Here is a 16,506-nt window from a genome sequence, read left to right on the forward strand (position 1 = left end):
ATACTTACAAATAACTAAAAATTTTGCTATTCACTAAACGTTTAAATAACAATTTATTATTTAAAATTTTCACTAAAACCTTATACATAATTTTTTGTTTCTTACTACCACGATATAAATTAGGAAATATTGTTATCCTGTTTATATCAACGCGATCAAAATATACTTGTATATCTTCATAATCCAATCCAAGTTTCAACATTCTTACTATCATAAAAAAATAAATTGACTCTCTACGCTCACGAAGATTTCTTAATGCTAAAGAAGAAAGCTTAATATTTTTTGCTTTTTCAAAAAGTCTACAATGTTGATTCAATGAAAAAATCAAATCTTCAACTACTTTTAATTCGTGTAGTTTATTTCGTACTTTCCTAATTGAATCTGGATTATGAAAATAATTATACACAACAAGATTAACAACTCCTATTTTATTACAATTTAAATATAGTTCTGTAGAAAAATAATCATCTTCCATTAATTTACCTTCCACAAATTTCAATCCTATATCTGTTAACAATTTTCTTTTGATAATTTTATTAACAGCAAAAGGTGTAAAATAATAAGTCTCAATAAATTCTTCTTTTTCAAATATCCTTAGTTCATTCTCGTGTAAAATTACCTCTTTAATTTCCCCATTAAAATTTAATTCATATCCAAACTCTAATACATCCAAATCACTATCTAGGCAATTACACAAAAGAGTACTTAAACAATTACTGTTGTAAAAATCATCTGAATCTAAAAATATAACGTATTTTCCTATTGCTACTTCTACACCACGATTTCTAACCGCACTTAACCCTTTATTCTCTTGATCTAGGACTTTTATAAAAGGAAAATATTCCTCTTCTAACTCCTTTGCAAGTTTCAATGTATTATCCTTTGATCCATCATTTATGATCAGTACCTCAAAATCTTCTAATCCTTGTCTAAAAACTGAATCAATACATCTCTTTAAATAAAGTTCAACATTATATGCAGGAACAATAATAGATAATTTCATAAATTATTTATTTAGTAGTTTTAAATATCTCTGTAATATATTTTCACGATCAAATAATTTTTCAAATATTTGTCGATTTTCTCTTCCCATTTCGGATAATTTAGTTGCTTCAGAGTTAATCAAAGCTGATAAGGCTCTAGCTATGGAGTCAAAATCTTTAGATTCGCATAAAAAACCAGTTTCCTTATCCTTAATAAAAACTTCATTATCTGAAACCTTAGTCGTTATAATTGGTTTACCTAAAGCCATTGCCTCACAAATTGTATTAGACAAGCCTTCAAAATGACTAAACAACCCTACTGCATCTGCATTTGACATAATTGGTAGAATCTCTTTTGTTGGAGGATAGAATGTAAAAACATCTTCCAATTGATATTTCTTTATCTTTTCAACCGCCTTTTTTTTTGAATCATCTATCTCAAATTCATGTCCATACCAAGCTATTTTTAATTGTTTTTTCTCCGAGTCTGACAATAAATTAACTCCTTCTACTAATCCCTCTAAATTTTTCCAATACCTTAAATTAGCAGGTATAACAATGTGTATCTTATTATCTTTCTTATAAACATAGTCTTCATTGACTTCAAACTTAGATAAATCATATAGATTATAAATTACTCCACATTTATTCTTTTTTAAAAAAGGATTAACTTGTAAAACCATGTTAATATTACATTGTGAATTAGCAATAACATGATCTGCTCTAAAATGAAGTATACGATAAAGTTTTTGTTTAATAGAAGTCATAATAGCAGGATTAGCACTTCGCTCTCCAACCACCAACTTCCATTTTCTAGATGGGAAACTAGCTACTTCAGCAATAAAACATGGTCCTTCTAAAAAAGCCAAAACAGAGTCATATTGTCCAGTTCTTATTATCTTTCTGCATCTCTGTAATCTATTAAAATATCCTCCCTCTTCAGGGATATTAATAACTTCTATATCTCGTTCTATTAAAACTTTTTCGTAAAAATCACTTCTACGATAAGTCAAAAAAGTTATACTATGCCCTAAATCCTTAAATTCTAAAGCAAGATTTACCATCTGACGCTGAGCTCCTCCAGAACCCAATTCATCAATAAAAAACAATAATTTCATACCTTATTTCCAAGTCGTTTTTAAAGGTTCCTCTACATCACTACCAAACAAAGATGCACTAGTCAAATTTTCTACTTTAAAATTTGATTCAATAAAATTATAACGATATTTATAAGTATCTAAAATAAAATTACCAAAAACATAAAAAACAAACAAATGAAACAACTTATTAATATAAAACATATAAAACTTTATCATAAATAAAACACTTAAAAACAAAGCTATGGTATCATAATATTGAGAAATTGTCGGTGAACTTGAAAACACATTTCTCAACGAAATAATAACAAAGAAAGAATTTAATAGTACTTTATCTTTAAAATCCGATTTACGATATATATAAACAAACATTAATATAAAATAGACCCATAAGCTTTTATATAACAAAATTAACTTGAAAATGGCTGCATTTTGAGCAGCTTCACTTAAAATATCATTATACATTAAATAGTCATTTGCCTTACTAATATAACTTCCTGCTAATGGCAACATACTAATCCATTGAAACAATAATTCACTAGGTATCAAAGTAAAAAAGAAAGAAACATAAAAAACTTTTCTAAAGTTAACTTTTCCTAAAGTAAAGAACAGTATAATAAAGCTTACAACTACTAAAGAAGTAGCAAAATGCGAATAAACAGCTAAAAATAAAAACAAAAAACCAGAAAATTTCTTTTGACAATAACACAGATAATACCAGCCTAATAAAGCAAATGCAGCTCCTACATAAAAACGTAATCCTGAAAATAGATAAGTATAATTAAATGAAAAAATAACAAGGCAAAAACACATAAAAAAAACCCACTTAGAAAAGCTAAATATCTCTTTATTTATTTTAACATATAACAACAAGAAAATATAAGTAGTTAAGGTACTTGCTACGAAAAACACCGAACGTGGATCATTTGTAAACAAACTCAATAAATACATAATTCCATAAACAAAAGAATCAGGTAAATTATTATTTGTCAAATAATCCATAAATCCACTAAATGAATCCAATCCACTTATCTCATAAAAACGTTCATAATGTCGGACTCTATCATCATTATCCAAAGGAATATATACAAAACTGAATGCTCCAATAACTAAAGAAAATAATAACAAAGAAACCTTATCTTTTCTATATACATTAAATAGAATAACTAATAAGGATAACAATGGTGTTAGTATCCAAAATATTAAACTCTCTAAATAAATCCTAGAAGATACATTAATACCTTTCATATATATTTTTTAACAATTATTTCTCTAACAAATCTTGGATAATCCAATCTAAACCATTGAATTTTTTATCTTTATGATATACACCATCTCGAGTCCAATACCCATAATCAAACTCATCCTGGTCTACACCATAACAATAGGAATTTTCAATAACATACAGTTGATTATCACGATTATCTCTAACCAAATCCAATGCACATGATTGTAACTGTAAACGATCTGCAATATCAAATGCAAACTTTATTACTTCACTTGACAACAGCTCGGTTTCATGTGTTAAATTATTACTTCCAGACGCTCTAAAGTCACCTTCTCGGGTATAACGTACCATAGCTAAAGCCTTATCACCAGTAATCTGAATCCTGATATCATATCCATCATTTGGAATAAACTCTTGAAAATATACATATCCTTTTTGTCTTGGTAATAGATGAGCCTTACCTAAACGAGGAAATAAACTCAGTATAAACATTTTAAGAACTTCATTTAAAGAAGCTCTTTTTTTAAAAAAAAGTTTAAATTTATCTTTACATACACTCCAATAATCGAATCCAGAAAACCCTTTTCCAAAGGCCTTATTAATAAAGCGTTTTGCCTCTCCTTTATCTCTAATCATTTTTACATTAGAACTTCCAGCTCCTCCTCGAAGTTTAAAAATCTTAGGGTAAGAAATATTATCTACCCATTTTAAAGCAGATGTTTTTTCATAGAACGCCCAAGCTTTAGCAGCAGGAATATTATTAGCTTCAAATAAATACTTTTGTCCTAATTTATCATCAAAATGCCACCCTGTCTTAAAATCAGGGAAAACTTTAACTCCTGCTTGTTCTAAAGAAAACAACAACTGCTTAGCAAAATTAACATCTCTATAATCACTGTGGTGGTGGTGCCATAAGAATACTTCACATCCTTTCAAATCATGTATTATAGTATCTGCATAAGCATTAACTACTATATAATTAATTTTATTAATCTGACAGTACACTATCCAGCGCTTACTATACGCTGTATCACTATTATGAATCCCTATTTTCATACTTTAACTTTTAAATATTGGCAATACAAACTCCCTCCCATCAATAATCTTGTAACACTCAAGGTAATCGCACATCCTAAAACCCCATAACCAACTATCAATGGATAAGCAATAGCCATCCCAAACAACGAAAATATTATTGTATTATACATTACTCTCTTATCCATACGTTTTACAATAAAATAATTTAACCCAAATATATTATCTAGTACATAACCAAATACGCCAATTAATAATATTAGTAAAACGAACAAAGCTTCAGAATGTTGAATATTTAAGAACATAAAAATATACTTATGTCCTACAAGAAACAAAAGAATTATAAACAAATAAATACTTAACACTAATTTTCGATATATTTTAAACGCCTCTACTTTTCTATTTAGAAAAGGAAAGAACACCCTTGAAACAATTTCTATAATAGTAATTCCAAGATTTACAACTGTAAGAATGGCTTGATACATACCTACTAAACTCTTAGCTCCAATTAACCCTAATAAGAATGTACTGGTATTATTATATAATGTTGGTACAAATTGATTGACAAAAAGTGGAAAATTACTTCTTACCGTTTCCCAAACCACTGAGAAATGTAATACTTTAAATTTTAATTTATACTTATACATTAATATAAACTGCCCTACTAATCCTGCCCCTATAAATCCCCCACTTTGTAATAATGGATAAATCCAGTAATCATTTTCACTATGTATAAAGATGAAAATACAAATTGTAAAAAACAATTTTATACCAACATTTAAATATGTAATATAACGCATTTGCTCAATTCCTTGAAAAAACCATTCTGGAAATAAAGCATAACCTACTAATAATAAACTTGAATAAAAATATATCTCTTTATATTGATAAAACGGTGCATAAAACAATACTATCAATCCAATTACAGCTAATGATAACAACAAAAACACTCCTTTAACAATCAAAACTTTACTATATATAAAATTCAATTGTTCAATATCATCTCTATTAATTGCAACATCCCGAACAGCGGTTATTTTAAAACTGAAATCTGTCAAAGACTGAAAATAAGTAATTAAAGAGGCTGCAAATACAACAATTCCATAATTTTCAAATCCTAGTACTCTAAGAACATATGGTAATGTAATCAAAGGTAAAATCATCCCTATTAACTGCAAAGCAGATAAGGATATAAAATTCTCTAGAAGAGCTTTTGCATCTTTACTACTAAATTTTTGTTTTATTTTTTTTACTAAACTCACAGCCTATAATCTACTATCCACTTCTCTTTCCAATACTCCTTTTACATCATATACAACAGACACCTCTTTCTTTAAACTATCAATATCTAATACTAATAGTTCTTTATGAGCTACACCCAATACCACAGCATCATAACGCTTAGTATTAGCTGGATAGCGGTGATCTTCTGTTTGTTGCTCCTTAGGTTGGATAGCCTCAATAGTATTATGACTCATTACACCATATTCATGCATTACTTCTGCTGGATTAGCCCATGGATCATAAGTAGTTACTTTCACTCCATAGTCTTCTAAAGCAGCAATTACATCCACAATCTTAGTATTACGCACATCAGGGCAGTTCTCTTTAAATGTTACTCCTAACATTAACACATCTGCCTTGCTTACATTGATACCTTTTTTAATCATTGTTTTCACTACTTGAGAAGCTACATATTCTCCCATAGAGTCATTCAGACGACGACCCGCTAAGATAATCTCAGGGTGATACCCTTTTTCCATTGCTTTTTGTGCTAAATAGTATGGATCTACCCCAATACAGTGCCCTCCTACTAAACCTGGTTTAAACGGTAAAAAGTTCCACTTTGTACCTGCTGCTTCTAATACAGCATGTGTATCAATATCTAATAAATTAAAAATCTTTGCTAATTCATTCACAAAAGCAATATTAATATCACGTTGAGAGTTCTCAATTACTTTAGCCGCTTCAGCTACCTTAATCGTTGGAGCCAGATGAGTACCTGCTGTTATCACAGCTTTATAGATATCATTTACCACTACTCCTATCTCCGGCGTGCTACCTGAAGTTACTTTTAATATCTTCTCTACCGTATGTTCTTTATCTCCTGGATTAATTCGTTCTGGTGAATATCCACAGAAGAAATCTTCATTAAATTTTAATCCTGATACTCTTTCTAGTACAGGTACACATTCTTCCTCAGTTACTCCAGGATATACTGTTGATTCATAAATCACAATATCTCCTTTTTTTAACACTTTCCCTACTGTCTCAGAAGACTTGTATAAAGGTGTCAGATCAGGACGATTATGTTTGTCTACAGGTGTAGGTACAGTTACTACATATACATTACAGTCTGTAATATCTCCAATATCATAAGAACAGAACAGTCCTTTCACTCCTCCATGTAATACAGGATTAGTATCAACTAAAGCAGACTGAAGCACTTCATCAGACACTTCTAATGTACTATCTTTTCCTTCTCTTAATTCTGCAATACGTCCTTTGTTAATATCAAAACCTACTGTAGGGAATTTAGTCCCAAACAATCGCGCTAAAGGTAATCCTACATATCCTAACCCTATAATTGCAATTTTATGTTGTGTACTCATTTGTTTTAAATTTTCGGAATTATTATTCTACTATATTAAAATTGAATATTGTTTTTCTTTAAGAAATCTATAAATTCTTCACTATGTATTCTTCCTAACTTACGACTACCATAGATATTCCAGTGACCATCATCATAATAGGCTATAGTATCATTTATAAAAGGAAGATCCTTGTCTTTATTAAAATCGAATTCTATTTTATATAATTTATCTGGGTATTTATTTAATAGCTGATTAATATACTCTTGCTCCTTACTAATATATTTTCTATTCCCACCATAATGATTATTTTGAACTATAGATCTATTAATTCTCAGCGGATTAATATCAAATACTGGATAATCCCCTAATAAAAGAACCCTTTGATTATGTCTTAATCCTTTTATTAAATTTTCCAATGCGCTTTCATTACTTGGAAAATCGTAAGCCCAAATGGAGCATATAATAATTAAATTACTACGCTTTAAAATACTATCAGTTTCTATAGATAACCTTTTATATTGATCATATAACCTTTCTGTTTGAAACTCTTCTTTTCTAATACCTTTAAAAGTCGGTACTCTATCATTTGTTATACTACTAAAAGAGAAATCATTCATTTTTCCTATTTCATCTAAAAATCCCTTATAAGCAAGAGCATGACTGTCTCCAATTAAGCATATTGAAGGAAATGATTTTCCTTCTAATGCTCCATACACGCCAATTTCTAAAAATGTTGGTCCATGAGAATCTAAACCAAAAGTAGGTTTAGAATATATCATTGGTATTGGAGACAAATAATTATTTAATCTAGGCATACCAAAAACCACAATTCCTAGACCACCAATAATACCTCCAAATCGTAAAAAGAATTTCTTATTATCATAAGTTCTAAATATATTTTCCACAAAAGTATATGATAACCAAGATAGAGTATAAGTCAAAACAATAATAAATAACACTTCATACCACATAAAATCAATACGTACGAAGTAGTATCTCACAAAAGCCATTATAGCCCAATGCCATAAATAAATAGAATAAGATAACTCTCCTATATGAACTAATAGCTTATTCGAAAAGAAAGCATTTACCTTAGACTCTGTAGTGATTAAAATAATTCCTGTAAATACACAAGGTAAAATCACCCATAATCCAGGAAAGTTAAAATACTCAGTATAAAATACTCCACATAACACAATTCCTATCAATGACAATATCGACACTATACTCTGTCTATTACCTATAAGTATTTTAATCTCTTTTGCTTTTATTGCAAAGACTGTTCCTATTAAAAACTCTGGAATGCGTGCTATTAATGAAAAATACATTGCACTTTGATTATTCAAAAAAGTACTATTATAGAAAGAATAACCAAATAAAGTTATAATAATAAATAAACTAACAGGTACAATATACTTCCTATTGACTAATATCAAAAACAAAGGTAATAAAAAATAAAACTGCATCTCAATAGACAAAGTCCATGTATGTAATAAAGGATTCTCTTGACTACTCGCTCCAAAATAATTATCTAAACTCGCTAAATAATTATTAGAATTAAAAATAGCAGCATGGAACATATTCTTACGAAGGCTCTGTATATCTCCACTTAAGTAAACCCATGCTCCAACTATTCCTACAAAAACTAAAAGCAATAGAAAAACAGGAACAATTCTTTTAATTCTTCCTATGTAAAAATCAATAAAACCAAATGTTCCTTTTTCTTTTTTATATAAAATAATACTACTTACTAAGAATCCAGAAATTACAAAGAAAATATCCACTCCAACAAATCCTCCTGTTAACCAAGAAGAGTTCAAGTGAAAAATAAAAACTAAAAGAACAGCTAAAGCTCTTAATCCTTGTATATCGTATCTAAATCCCATATTCTTATTTCAAATTCTCCCAATACCAGTTCACTGCTTCAGCTAAGCCTGTATCAATAGTGTGAGTTGGTTCGTATCCTAATAATTTTCTAGCTTTATCAACAGATGCAAGTGAATGAGGAATATCTCCTACACGATTAGGTCCATGTACCTCCTCTATATTAGCTATTTCAGCATCATACTTTGCTAAGTTGTCTTTTAAATAACCAATCAATGAATTTAAGGTAGTTCTATCTCCTACTGCTGTATTATACACTGTATTTACCGCCTCTGGATTAGTAGTCAGCATTGCACGTTCATTCATCTGAATCACATTATCGATATACGTAAAGTCACGAGAATAATCTCCTGTACCATTAATAGTAGGACTCTCGTGTTTCATCAATTGCTTAACAAACAAAGGAATAACAGCAGCATAAGCTCCGTTTGGATCTTGGCGACGACCAAATACATTAAAGTAACGTAATCCTATTGTCTCGATACCATAAGTTCTAGAAAAAACATCTGCATATAATTCGTTTACATACTTTGTAACTGCATAAGGAGAAAGTGGCTTTCCAATAATGTCTTCTACTTTAGGTAAGTTTTCTGAATCTCCATAAGTAGATGAACTAGCAGCATATACCATGCGTTTCACTCCTCCATCTCTCATAGCTACTAACATATTTAAGAATCCTGTCACATTTACATCATTAGAAGTAATAGGATCTTTTACAGAACGAGGTACAGAACCTAATGCTGCTTGATGCAATACATAGTCCATCCCTTTTACTGAACGATGACAAGTTTCTAAATCACGGATATCTCCTTCAATTAATTCATAATTTTCATTTGACAAAAAAGGCTCAATATTATATTTATGCCCAGTTGCGAAATTGTCTAAACAACGTACAAAATATCCTTTACTTAAAAAATATTCTGTCAAATTAGATCCAATGAATCCTGCTCCACCTGTGATCAGTACTTTAGTCATGTTTTTTAATTTATAATAAGTTCTTTTTCAGTGATATTTTATGCTATTAAACCTTTTAAAATGCCAATAAACGACTCTATTTTCAACAGCAAGTTACAAATGTACACTTTTAAATTTTTGGGGTGCAATAAAATATTCACTTTTTGTGTAGAAGTGTTTTTTTGTTAGTTAAAAAGTTTTTTTGTGGTTTCGTTGTTTTGTTTTTTTTGTGTTTGCCTTTTCAGGTATTAATGGGTGTTGATTGTGGAGTTACGAGTGGGATCTCTCCTGTCGTCGAGATGACACGGTTTGGGATATTGTTTGGAGGGCATATATCCTCTCCTTCTCCTGTCCCAGAATTTATAATGTCCTTCCTACCATTGTGTACCGCCTGAAGGTAATATAAATCGCACAAACATCTTACTAATTCTTTAATCTTGTAAATCTTAATATCAGAGAATAAAAGGAACGAAAAGTCAAGAGACTATTGCATACAAAAAAACGCTATATACATCATCATGCATATAGCGTTTACTTTACTTCATTTCACATTCTATAACTTAGAAATAGTATTATAAAACATCTCTTCCGTTTTATCTTGTACATATAACTCTTTACCTGTTCGCTTGGGATGCCATCCAAAAGTCTCTCCATCTATAACCTCTGTATCAACAGCATAATCTAAAGATACTTGGCGTTTGGTATTTGGATTTATTTTCTTTTTAGTAAAACCAATGTTTTTATCTAATTCAATTAGTGTAAAATCCCATTTACTACGAAGTTTTCTTATACTTTCATTATATATTTCCCTACCATCGTGCCAATGTGTAAAAACAATTACACTAACAGGTTTACCTCTTTTTGTTCCATAATATTTACTATTGGGATTATTCTTTTGTGCCTCGCAATCAGCTGAATACTTTTTAAGACAATAATCCCAATTCTGAGTGCTATTATATTGATTTCCGTTAATAGGCTCATAATCCAAATATGATTCCCTAACTCCCTTCTGATTATATACATTCAAATTATGAGAAATATAAATAACCAAATGATTAAATTTATCTAGTGTTTCTTTTGTGTATAATTCTCCTCTATAGATTTTATTTACATAATTATTCATTCCTACTCCGCCTCCATCAGCGTAGTTTACATGATAACTTCTTAATCTATTATAGGCATTTTTATACCAACTATTCTCAGGTGAAGCAAATGATGCTCCAATCATAAGTGAAGATGTTCTCTCTATATCTCCTTCAGCTGACACCTTAACCTTTATAACTCCTTTTGTCTTTTTACCTTTTACTTGAGTAATGATATTCGCTTCCCCTTCTTCTTTAGCTGTAACAATTCCTTTCTTTACAGTAGCTACTTTAGTATTCTCACTCTTCCAAATAATATCTTCTTCATCTACATTACTACTCACCAAATAATCATTCAGATCAAAACTTTTCTTTATACCTAACTCTAATTCATCTTGTATAAAGGACATTTTGATATCATCAACAGAGATATTGAGTATTGCTTTATAATCTGTATTTTTTAAAGTAGCTATTATTACAGTAGTTCCTTTGGCTATCGCTATTACCTTAGTAGCAACCAACTTTATAATCTTATTATTATACCCAGACCACTGTATATCATTAGGGTCTGCATTTTTGAGTACTAGGTCGTTTAATAAATTGAAGCTCTCATTTAGGAATAATTGCTTATCATTTTCTTTAAATTCAATACTGATTTTCTTCTCTTCTTTACTGTCATTATTAGGCGAACAATTAAACAATAAAAAACAAAAAAAAGTTAGTAAGGTGATTTTTGTTTTCATTTGAATATATCTAAATTTCATACCAAATTTATATACAAATCAGTTTACTTTTTAATCAACAAAAACTATTCTTATAAATACACCAAAAAACAATAAAAATACATATATAATTCAAACAAATAACACTTAAAAGTTATTAAACATAATTTAAAAGTTATTTTTAAACACAATACACATTATCACTTAACATCAAAAAATATATTTTAAATTGTAATATTTATAACCAATACATCTCCACTTAAGTAAGACTTAAACATCAAAATATTTCTTTGGTTTCAAATCTTATTTCTTATTTTTCTCTAAATGATATTAACTCCTCATTGAAACTGTCCCTTGAACACTTTTTTAAGGTTAAATCCTCTGAGATAAGAAGGACATAGGCTATGGACTTTTTCTAAATGTATCTCCGTTTAATGACATAATGCTATATTTGCATTCTAAAAGAGAGAAATCATATGACCAATCTATTTACCTTTTCAGCCGAATTTACAAGTGAAGAAGCATGCCGTTTGCACTTTAAAGAACAACGCGACAAATTAGGAGTCACTTGTCAAAGATGTGGTCATGACGCCCACTATTGGATTCAAAGTAGATGGAGCTATGAATGTAAGAAATGTCGTTCTCGTATGACTTTAAAAAGTGGAACAATAATGGAACATTCTAAGCTATCTTTTCTAATATGGTATAAAACAATGTTCTTAATGACAGCAACTAAAAAAGGCTTTTCTACTTTAGAAATTTACAAGTAATTAGGACTAAAAAGATATGAACCAGTATGGGCAATGGTTCATAAACTTCGCAAGGCAATGGGCAATAGAGATAGCAAATATACTTTAGAAGGAATGTTAGAGATGGATCAGGGGTATTTTAAAGTAGAAGTATCTGAAATATAGAAGTCTAAAACAAAAAGTGGTCGTGGCTCTACAAGTGTCCAAAATGTTGCAATTATGGCAGAAAGTACAGTTTTAGAGGACATAAAAACAGGTGAAAAACAAAATCATGTACGCTTTTTTAAAGCTGTTGTTTTAGAAAATCATAAAGCTGAAGGTGTTAATGAAATGATTAAGAAAAATATTCATGAAAGTAGTATTGTCTTAACTGGCAAGAGTACTTCTTATGTAGATATTTCAGATTTTGTTCAGATACATATCACTGAAAAATCATCAGAACAAACAACAAAAGAAACTCTTAAATGGGTACATATAGCTATCAGTAATACCAAAAGAAATCTACTAAGAAATTACCATAAAATTAAACGAAAATATCTTCAAGCCTACTTAGATGAATTCGTTTATAAACTTAATAGAAGGTACTTTGGTGATAAGCTCTTTGATAGGCTTATTATTGCCAATATTACTGCTTATGACTAAAAATGGAGATACATTTTTCTAATTAATCATATTGGCTTATAACAAGGAAATTTGCTTCCTTTTCCACTTCTTCTTTTGAAGGTGCTTCTGTTTCTACTACCTTTTTATCATAATCTTTAAAAGATTCCTCTAAGTACACGACAAAAAACCAAAGCAATTGATATTTAAAGGGTTGTATTCATTTTTAGAAAGTAATAATCTTGATAGATAGTCAAGTCCAAGTTTAAATACACTAATAAGCCTATTGCCATGATTCTTGATTGTGATAGGTTTAATAGCGTCAATATAGTCTCCAATCTTATAGCACCATACAAAAGCAATCATCACTAACATGACTAGTTTTTCAAGCCTATCTATTTTTTGTAAGTGTGTATCTTCTATATTAAAGCCACTAGACTTGAAGGCTTTAAATAGTGTTTCAATCTGCCACCTTATTTTGTAAGTCTCTAAAGCTTTCTCTGGTTTATTAAACCCAATGACAATACAATAATCTATCTTATTACCTGTGATCACTTTAGTTCTAGAGATATAACATAGCTGATTATGAATTCTAACAATCTTGTGATACTGTCTTGTTTGACCAGGTTTTAAGTTATTAAAAAGATGAGAAGCTGTTATTTCTTTCTGTTTACTGGTCAAGTAAACCTTAAAGTTATTTCGAATACGAATGTAATATTTAATCTGCTTATCATTTAGATAGCTAATCCAATCCTCTCCAACAAATTCTCTATCCGCTAAGACACAATCAATACAATCTTTGCCAAACCAATAAATAAAAGTATTAATGAGTTCTTTTCGCTCATTTGTATTTGAATTACCACGTTTATCTAGCATTTTAAATAGTATTGGAAAACACATATTCTTATAACTAATACCTAACATTAAGATGTTTATATCTTGTTTTGCAAACTTCCAATTGGTGCGATCCATCACAAGGACATAAGATTCCTCAGTAGGAATAAGTGCAAAAATAAGTCTTGAAACCCATTCCAACTTCAAATCGACACAAGACATAAAACGCTAAAATACGTCTATAGTTACTACTAGTTGTTGCACAGTTGTCAAATCCAGTTGATACTTTAGAAAAATTCACGGACTTTACTTTGCATAGAGCAATGATAAATAAACAAATAAGTCGGATCCTAGCTAACCCTAATTTTCCTTTAAAATTAGCTTCTATAGTTGTTAGAAGTTCTGTATTTTTGTACTCTAGGCTGTTGTTCGTTTTTAAAGGCATTACGTGAGAAATAATTCTTTAATACACTGAATATCAGCCTTTTTTACAAATTACCCCGTCCTTTATTTATCTTAAAATCAACTAATTAATACTTTTGTCGTGTACTAAGAAGATTCCTTTCAAAAAAACAAAATTGTTGACTTTCTCTTTTTCCTACATATTTATCTAAAAGAAAAAACATTTACCACTTTACATTCTCATAGTCAAAATCATCATCGTTAAGCTCTAATCTTCTTGCGTTTGTATTTAATCTCTTGGCGTCACGCTCTAATTCTTTTCTGTAAAGATTATAACCTAAGGTTCCATAACAAGCTTTCTCTAACAGACCAGGCAAGGTTTTAAAAGCCTTTTTACCACCATTTAACAAAAAGTATTCTAGGTTAATTTTTCTCATATAGATATACAAGCAATCATTTGAAGTGTCGATTCTACCTGTTATAAAATCTTTTAATTCAAAAGCTGTTTTTGAATCAAATTCATACATTGTTTTTTCCATCCAATATTCAAACTCTAACAAATGCGATAGTATTAGTTTATTAATTGGTATAAGGTTTTGCTTATATCTTATAGCCTGAATAAAAAATATCCCTTGAACCCACGATATACAACATTCATAATAAACAGATTCACTACCACTTAAATGCCCCGAGTTTCGTTTTAATCTACTATCAATAAAATACCTCGGGGCAAGCCCACGAGGTATTGTTAGAACAGAGTAAGTTGACCAGAATATACTTTCTGATAATCTTTATCTGATTTACCTTGACTTTCTACATACTTTCGTATTACTTCTTTGTTCCCATATAAGCCTACTGTATTTGCATAAAAACCACTTGTCCATAAATTACCTCTCCATAATAATTGCTTTATTTCTGGGTGAATACAGAACATTTCACGAGCTGTTATACTCTTTATAGTATGTACTATTTGACTTAATGACAAACTTAGCACACTCTGTATCAAAAAATGAACATGGTCTGATTCATAACCTATCTCCAAAAAAGCTATCTCATATCTCTCTGATATTTCCTAACAAACTTTCACTAAACTAAGACCTGACTCATCTGTAAGTACCTTACCCCTATATTTCATAGGAAATACTATATGATACAATAGTAACGTCTTATTATGACTCTTATAAATATGTTCATCATCCATAGAACTAAGTTACACTTTTTCAAAGTGTTTTGAAAAACCATCCGTTTTTCAAACTTTTCCTTCTGACCCCGAGGCAAGCCTCGGGGAATTCTTTAGATTAAAAATAAACCAAGTCTTTTAAGGACAAACAAACCCATTAAGAGTCAAGAAGATAAAAAAGAAGCAACAACCTATATTTTTAAAGATATAAAATTATGCAAAGCGAAGATGATTTAAGAGCCCTTTCAAAGATTTTATCTTTTTTAAGAGCCGTTAGTATTATTATACTACTTCTGCACATATACTGATTCTGTTACTCTTTATTTATATGCCTTAAGCTAACCCACCCTGTAATTGATAAAATCCTTTTAGGATTTAACGCTAAAGCAAGTTTATTTGTCTATCCTATCTACACGAAGCTATTTTCTATTTTACTTCTAGGACTGAGTCTTTTGGGAAACAAAGGAGTTAAACATCAAAAAATCACCTAAAAGAAAATAATTATTCTATTTTGTATTGGAGCATCACTTTTCTTTCTAAACTCATCTCTAGCAGCTAGTCTATACATTAGTAGTTTATCTATAGGATACATACTGCTTCTTGTTTCTGGAGCTTATATAAATAAGCTTATTAAAGAAAACAACAGTACAACGAAGCTTAAACTGCGCAAGGTGAAGTTTTATGATAGAGAGAACAAGAGGAAATTCGAGTTCATAACTAATCTTTTCCAAATAAAGTCGGATATGATAGCTGTCCTATACAAACTAAGGTGGCAAATAGAACTTGTCTCTAAACAGCTTAAACAAAATTTTCCTTTAAAGTACTCTTTAGAAGATAATCAGAATGCTATTAAAATACAGATATACTGTGTTTTGATAGTAAATTTACTCATATCTGTGATTAAGAAGAAGCTTAAAAGGAGTTGGGCTTTCTCAAACTTGGTGAGTTTTTGTAAGATTCATCTGTTTAACTACATTAAACTATTACATTTCTTAGAAAATCCTGAGCAAGATTGGATTATTGAAGATCAAGAGATAAAACAACTTTCTTTATTTTGACAGCCTATTTATAGGCTAACTATGAGATAAAAACAATATAAAGCTCATTATCAATATATTATTATAAAATAATCCCTTGATAATAAGTTTTAACGGACACTAAT

The 16,506-nt window shown here is 29.7% G+C and carries 12 protein-coding genes and 3 pseudogenes; 3 read left to right on the plus strand and 12 right to left on the minus strand.

The window, feature by feature from the left end; genetic code table 11:
- Window positions 1-4 precede the first annotated feature (4 nt).
- From MPR_RS10495 to MPR_RS18170, 9 genes are all read right to left on the minus strand, one after another.
- Window positions 5-1,003: a glycosyltransferase gene (locus MPR_RS10495; protein ID WP_041892380.1), complete on the minus strand. Its 999-nt coding sequence runs from the start codon at window positions 1,001-1,003 to the stop codon at window positions 5-7.
- A 3-nt stretch (window positions 1,004-1,006) separates the two neighbouring features.
- Window positions 1,007-2,101 carry a glycosyltransferase family 4 protein gene (locus tag MPR_RS10500; RefSeq protein WP_041892382.1) on the minus strand — a complete coding sequence of 365 codons (1,095 nt, stop codon included), beginning with the start codon at window positions 2,099-2,101 and terminating at the stop codon, window positions 1,007-1,009.
- A gap of 3 nt (window positions 2,102-2,104) precedes the next feature.
- The gene (locus MPR_RS10505) at window positions 2,105-3,328 is read right to left on the minus strand and encodes an EpsG family protein (protein ID WP_041892385.1); all 1,224 of its coding nucleotides are present in this window, start codon (window positions 3,326-3,328) and stop codon (window positions 2,105-2,107) included.
- Between the two features lie 16 nt (window positions 3,329-3,344).
- Window positions 3,345-4,364 (minus strand): ATP-grasp domain-containing protein, encoded by a 1,020-nt coding sequence (locus MPR_RS10510; RefSeq protein ID WP_041892386.1) that lies wholly within the window; start codon window positions 4,362-4,364, stop codon window positions 3,345-3,347.
- Window positions 4,361-5,605, minus strand: coding sequence for an oligosaccharide flippase family protein (locus MPR_RS10515; RefSeq protein ID WP_052472715.1), 1,245 nt, complete (start codon window positions 5,603-5,605; stop codon window positions 4,361-4,363). Before MPR_RS10515 ends, MPR_RS10510 begins: the two co-directional genes overlap by 4 nt.
- 3 nt (window positions 5,606-5,608) lie before the next feature.
- Window positions 5,609-6,955: a nucleotide sugar dehydrogenase gene (locus MPR_RS10520; protein WP_041892388.1), complete on the minus strand. Its 1,347-nt coding sequence runs from the start codon at window positions 6,953-6,955 to the stop codon at window positions 5,609-5,611.
- A gap of 35 nt (window positions 6,956-6,990) precedes the next feature.
- Window positions 6,991-8,823: an acyltransferase family protein gene (locus MPR_RS10525; protein ID WP_041892391.1), complete on the minus strand. Its 1,833-nt coding sequence runs from the start codon at window positions 8,821-8,823 to the stop codon at window positions 6,991-6,993.
- A 4-nt stretch (window positions 8,824-8,827) separates the two neighbouring features.
- Window positions 8,828-9,796 (minus strand): SDR family oxidoreductase, encoded by a 969-nt coding sequence (locus tag MPR_RS10530; RefSeq protein WP_041892394.1) that lies wholly within the window; start codon window positions 9,794-9,796, stop codon window positions 8,828-8,830.
- 532 nt (window positions 9,797-10,328) lie between these two features.
- Complete coding sequence (locus MPR_RS18170) at window positions 10,329-11,600, minus strand: DUF5040 domain-containing protein (RefSeq protein WP_052472717.1); 1,272 nt, start codon at window positions 11,598-11,600, stop codon at window positions 10,329-10,331.
- Between the two features lie 455 nt (window positions 11,601-12,055).
- Between MPR_RS18170 and MPR_RS10545 the strand changes: the two are divergent.
- Window positions 12,056-12,970: pseudogene (locus tag MPR_RS10545) on the plus strand (IS1595 family transposase).
- 129 nt (window positions 12,971-13,099) lie between these two features.
- On the opposite strand, the gene MPR_RS10550 reads toward MPR_RS10545, so the two are convergent.
- The 3 genes and pseudogenes from MPR_RS10550 to tnpA form a co-directional block, all read right to left on the minus strand.
- Complete coding sequence (locus MPR_RS10550) at window positions 13,100-13,984, minus strand: IS4 family transposase (RefSeq protein WP_235280431.1); 885 nt, start codon at window positions 13,982-13,984, stop codon at window positions 13,100-13,102.
- Between the two features lie 404 nt (window positions 13,985-14,388).
- Window positions 14,389-14,940 (minus strand): DUF6904 family protein, encoded by a 552-nt coding sequence (locus MPR_RS19060; RefSeq protein WP_432416614.1) that lies wholly within the window; start codon window positions 14,938-14,940, stop codon window positions 14,389-14,391.
- Window positions 14,913-15,365: pseudogene (gene tnpA, locus MPR_RS10560) on the minus strand (IS200/IS605 family transposase). Before tnpA ends, MPR_RS19060 begins: the two are co-directional and overlap by 28 nt.
- Window positions 15,366-15,559: 194 nt before the next feature.
- Here tnpA and MPR_RS18320 point away from each other — a divergent pair.
- Together MPR_RS18320 and MPR_RS10565 are read left to right on the plus strand one after the other, a co-directional pair.
- Window positions 15,560-15,835, plus strand: a pseudogene (locus MPR_RS18320) (YWFCY domain-containing protein).
- 138 nt (window positions 15,836-15,973) lie between these two features.
- On the plus strand, window positions 15,974-16,402 hold the full coding sequence (locus MPR_RS10565; protein ID WP_302848118.1) for a transposase: 429 nt from the start codon (window positions 15,974-15,976) through the stop codon (window positions 16,400-16,402).
- Window positions 16,403-16,506: the final 104 nt, after the last annotated feature.

The organism is Myroides profundi, assembly GCF_000833025.1.
Taxonomy (GTDB): Bacteria; Bacteroidota; Bacteroidia; order Flavobacteriales; family Flavobacteriaceae; genus Flavobacterium; species Flavobacterium profundi_A.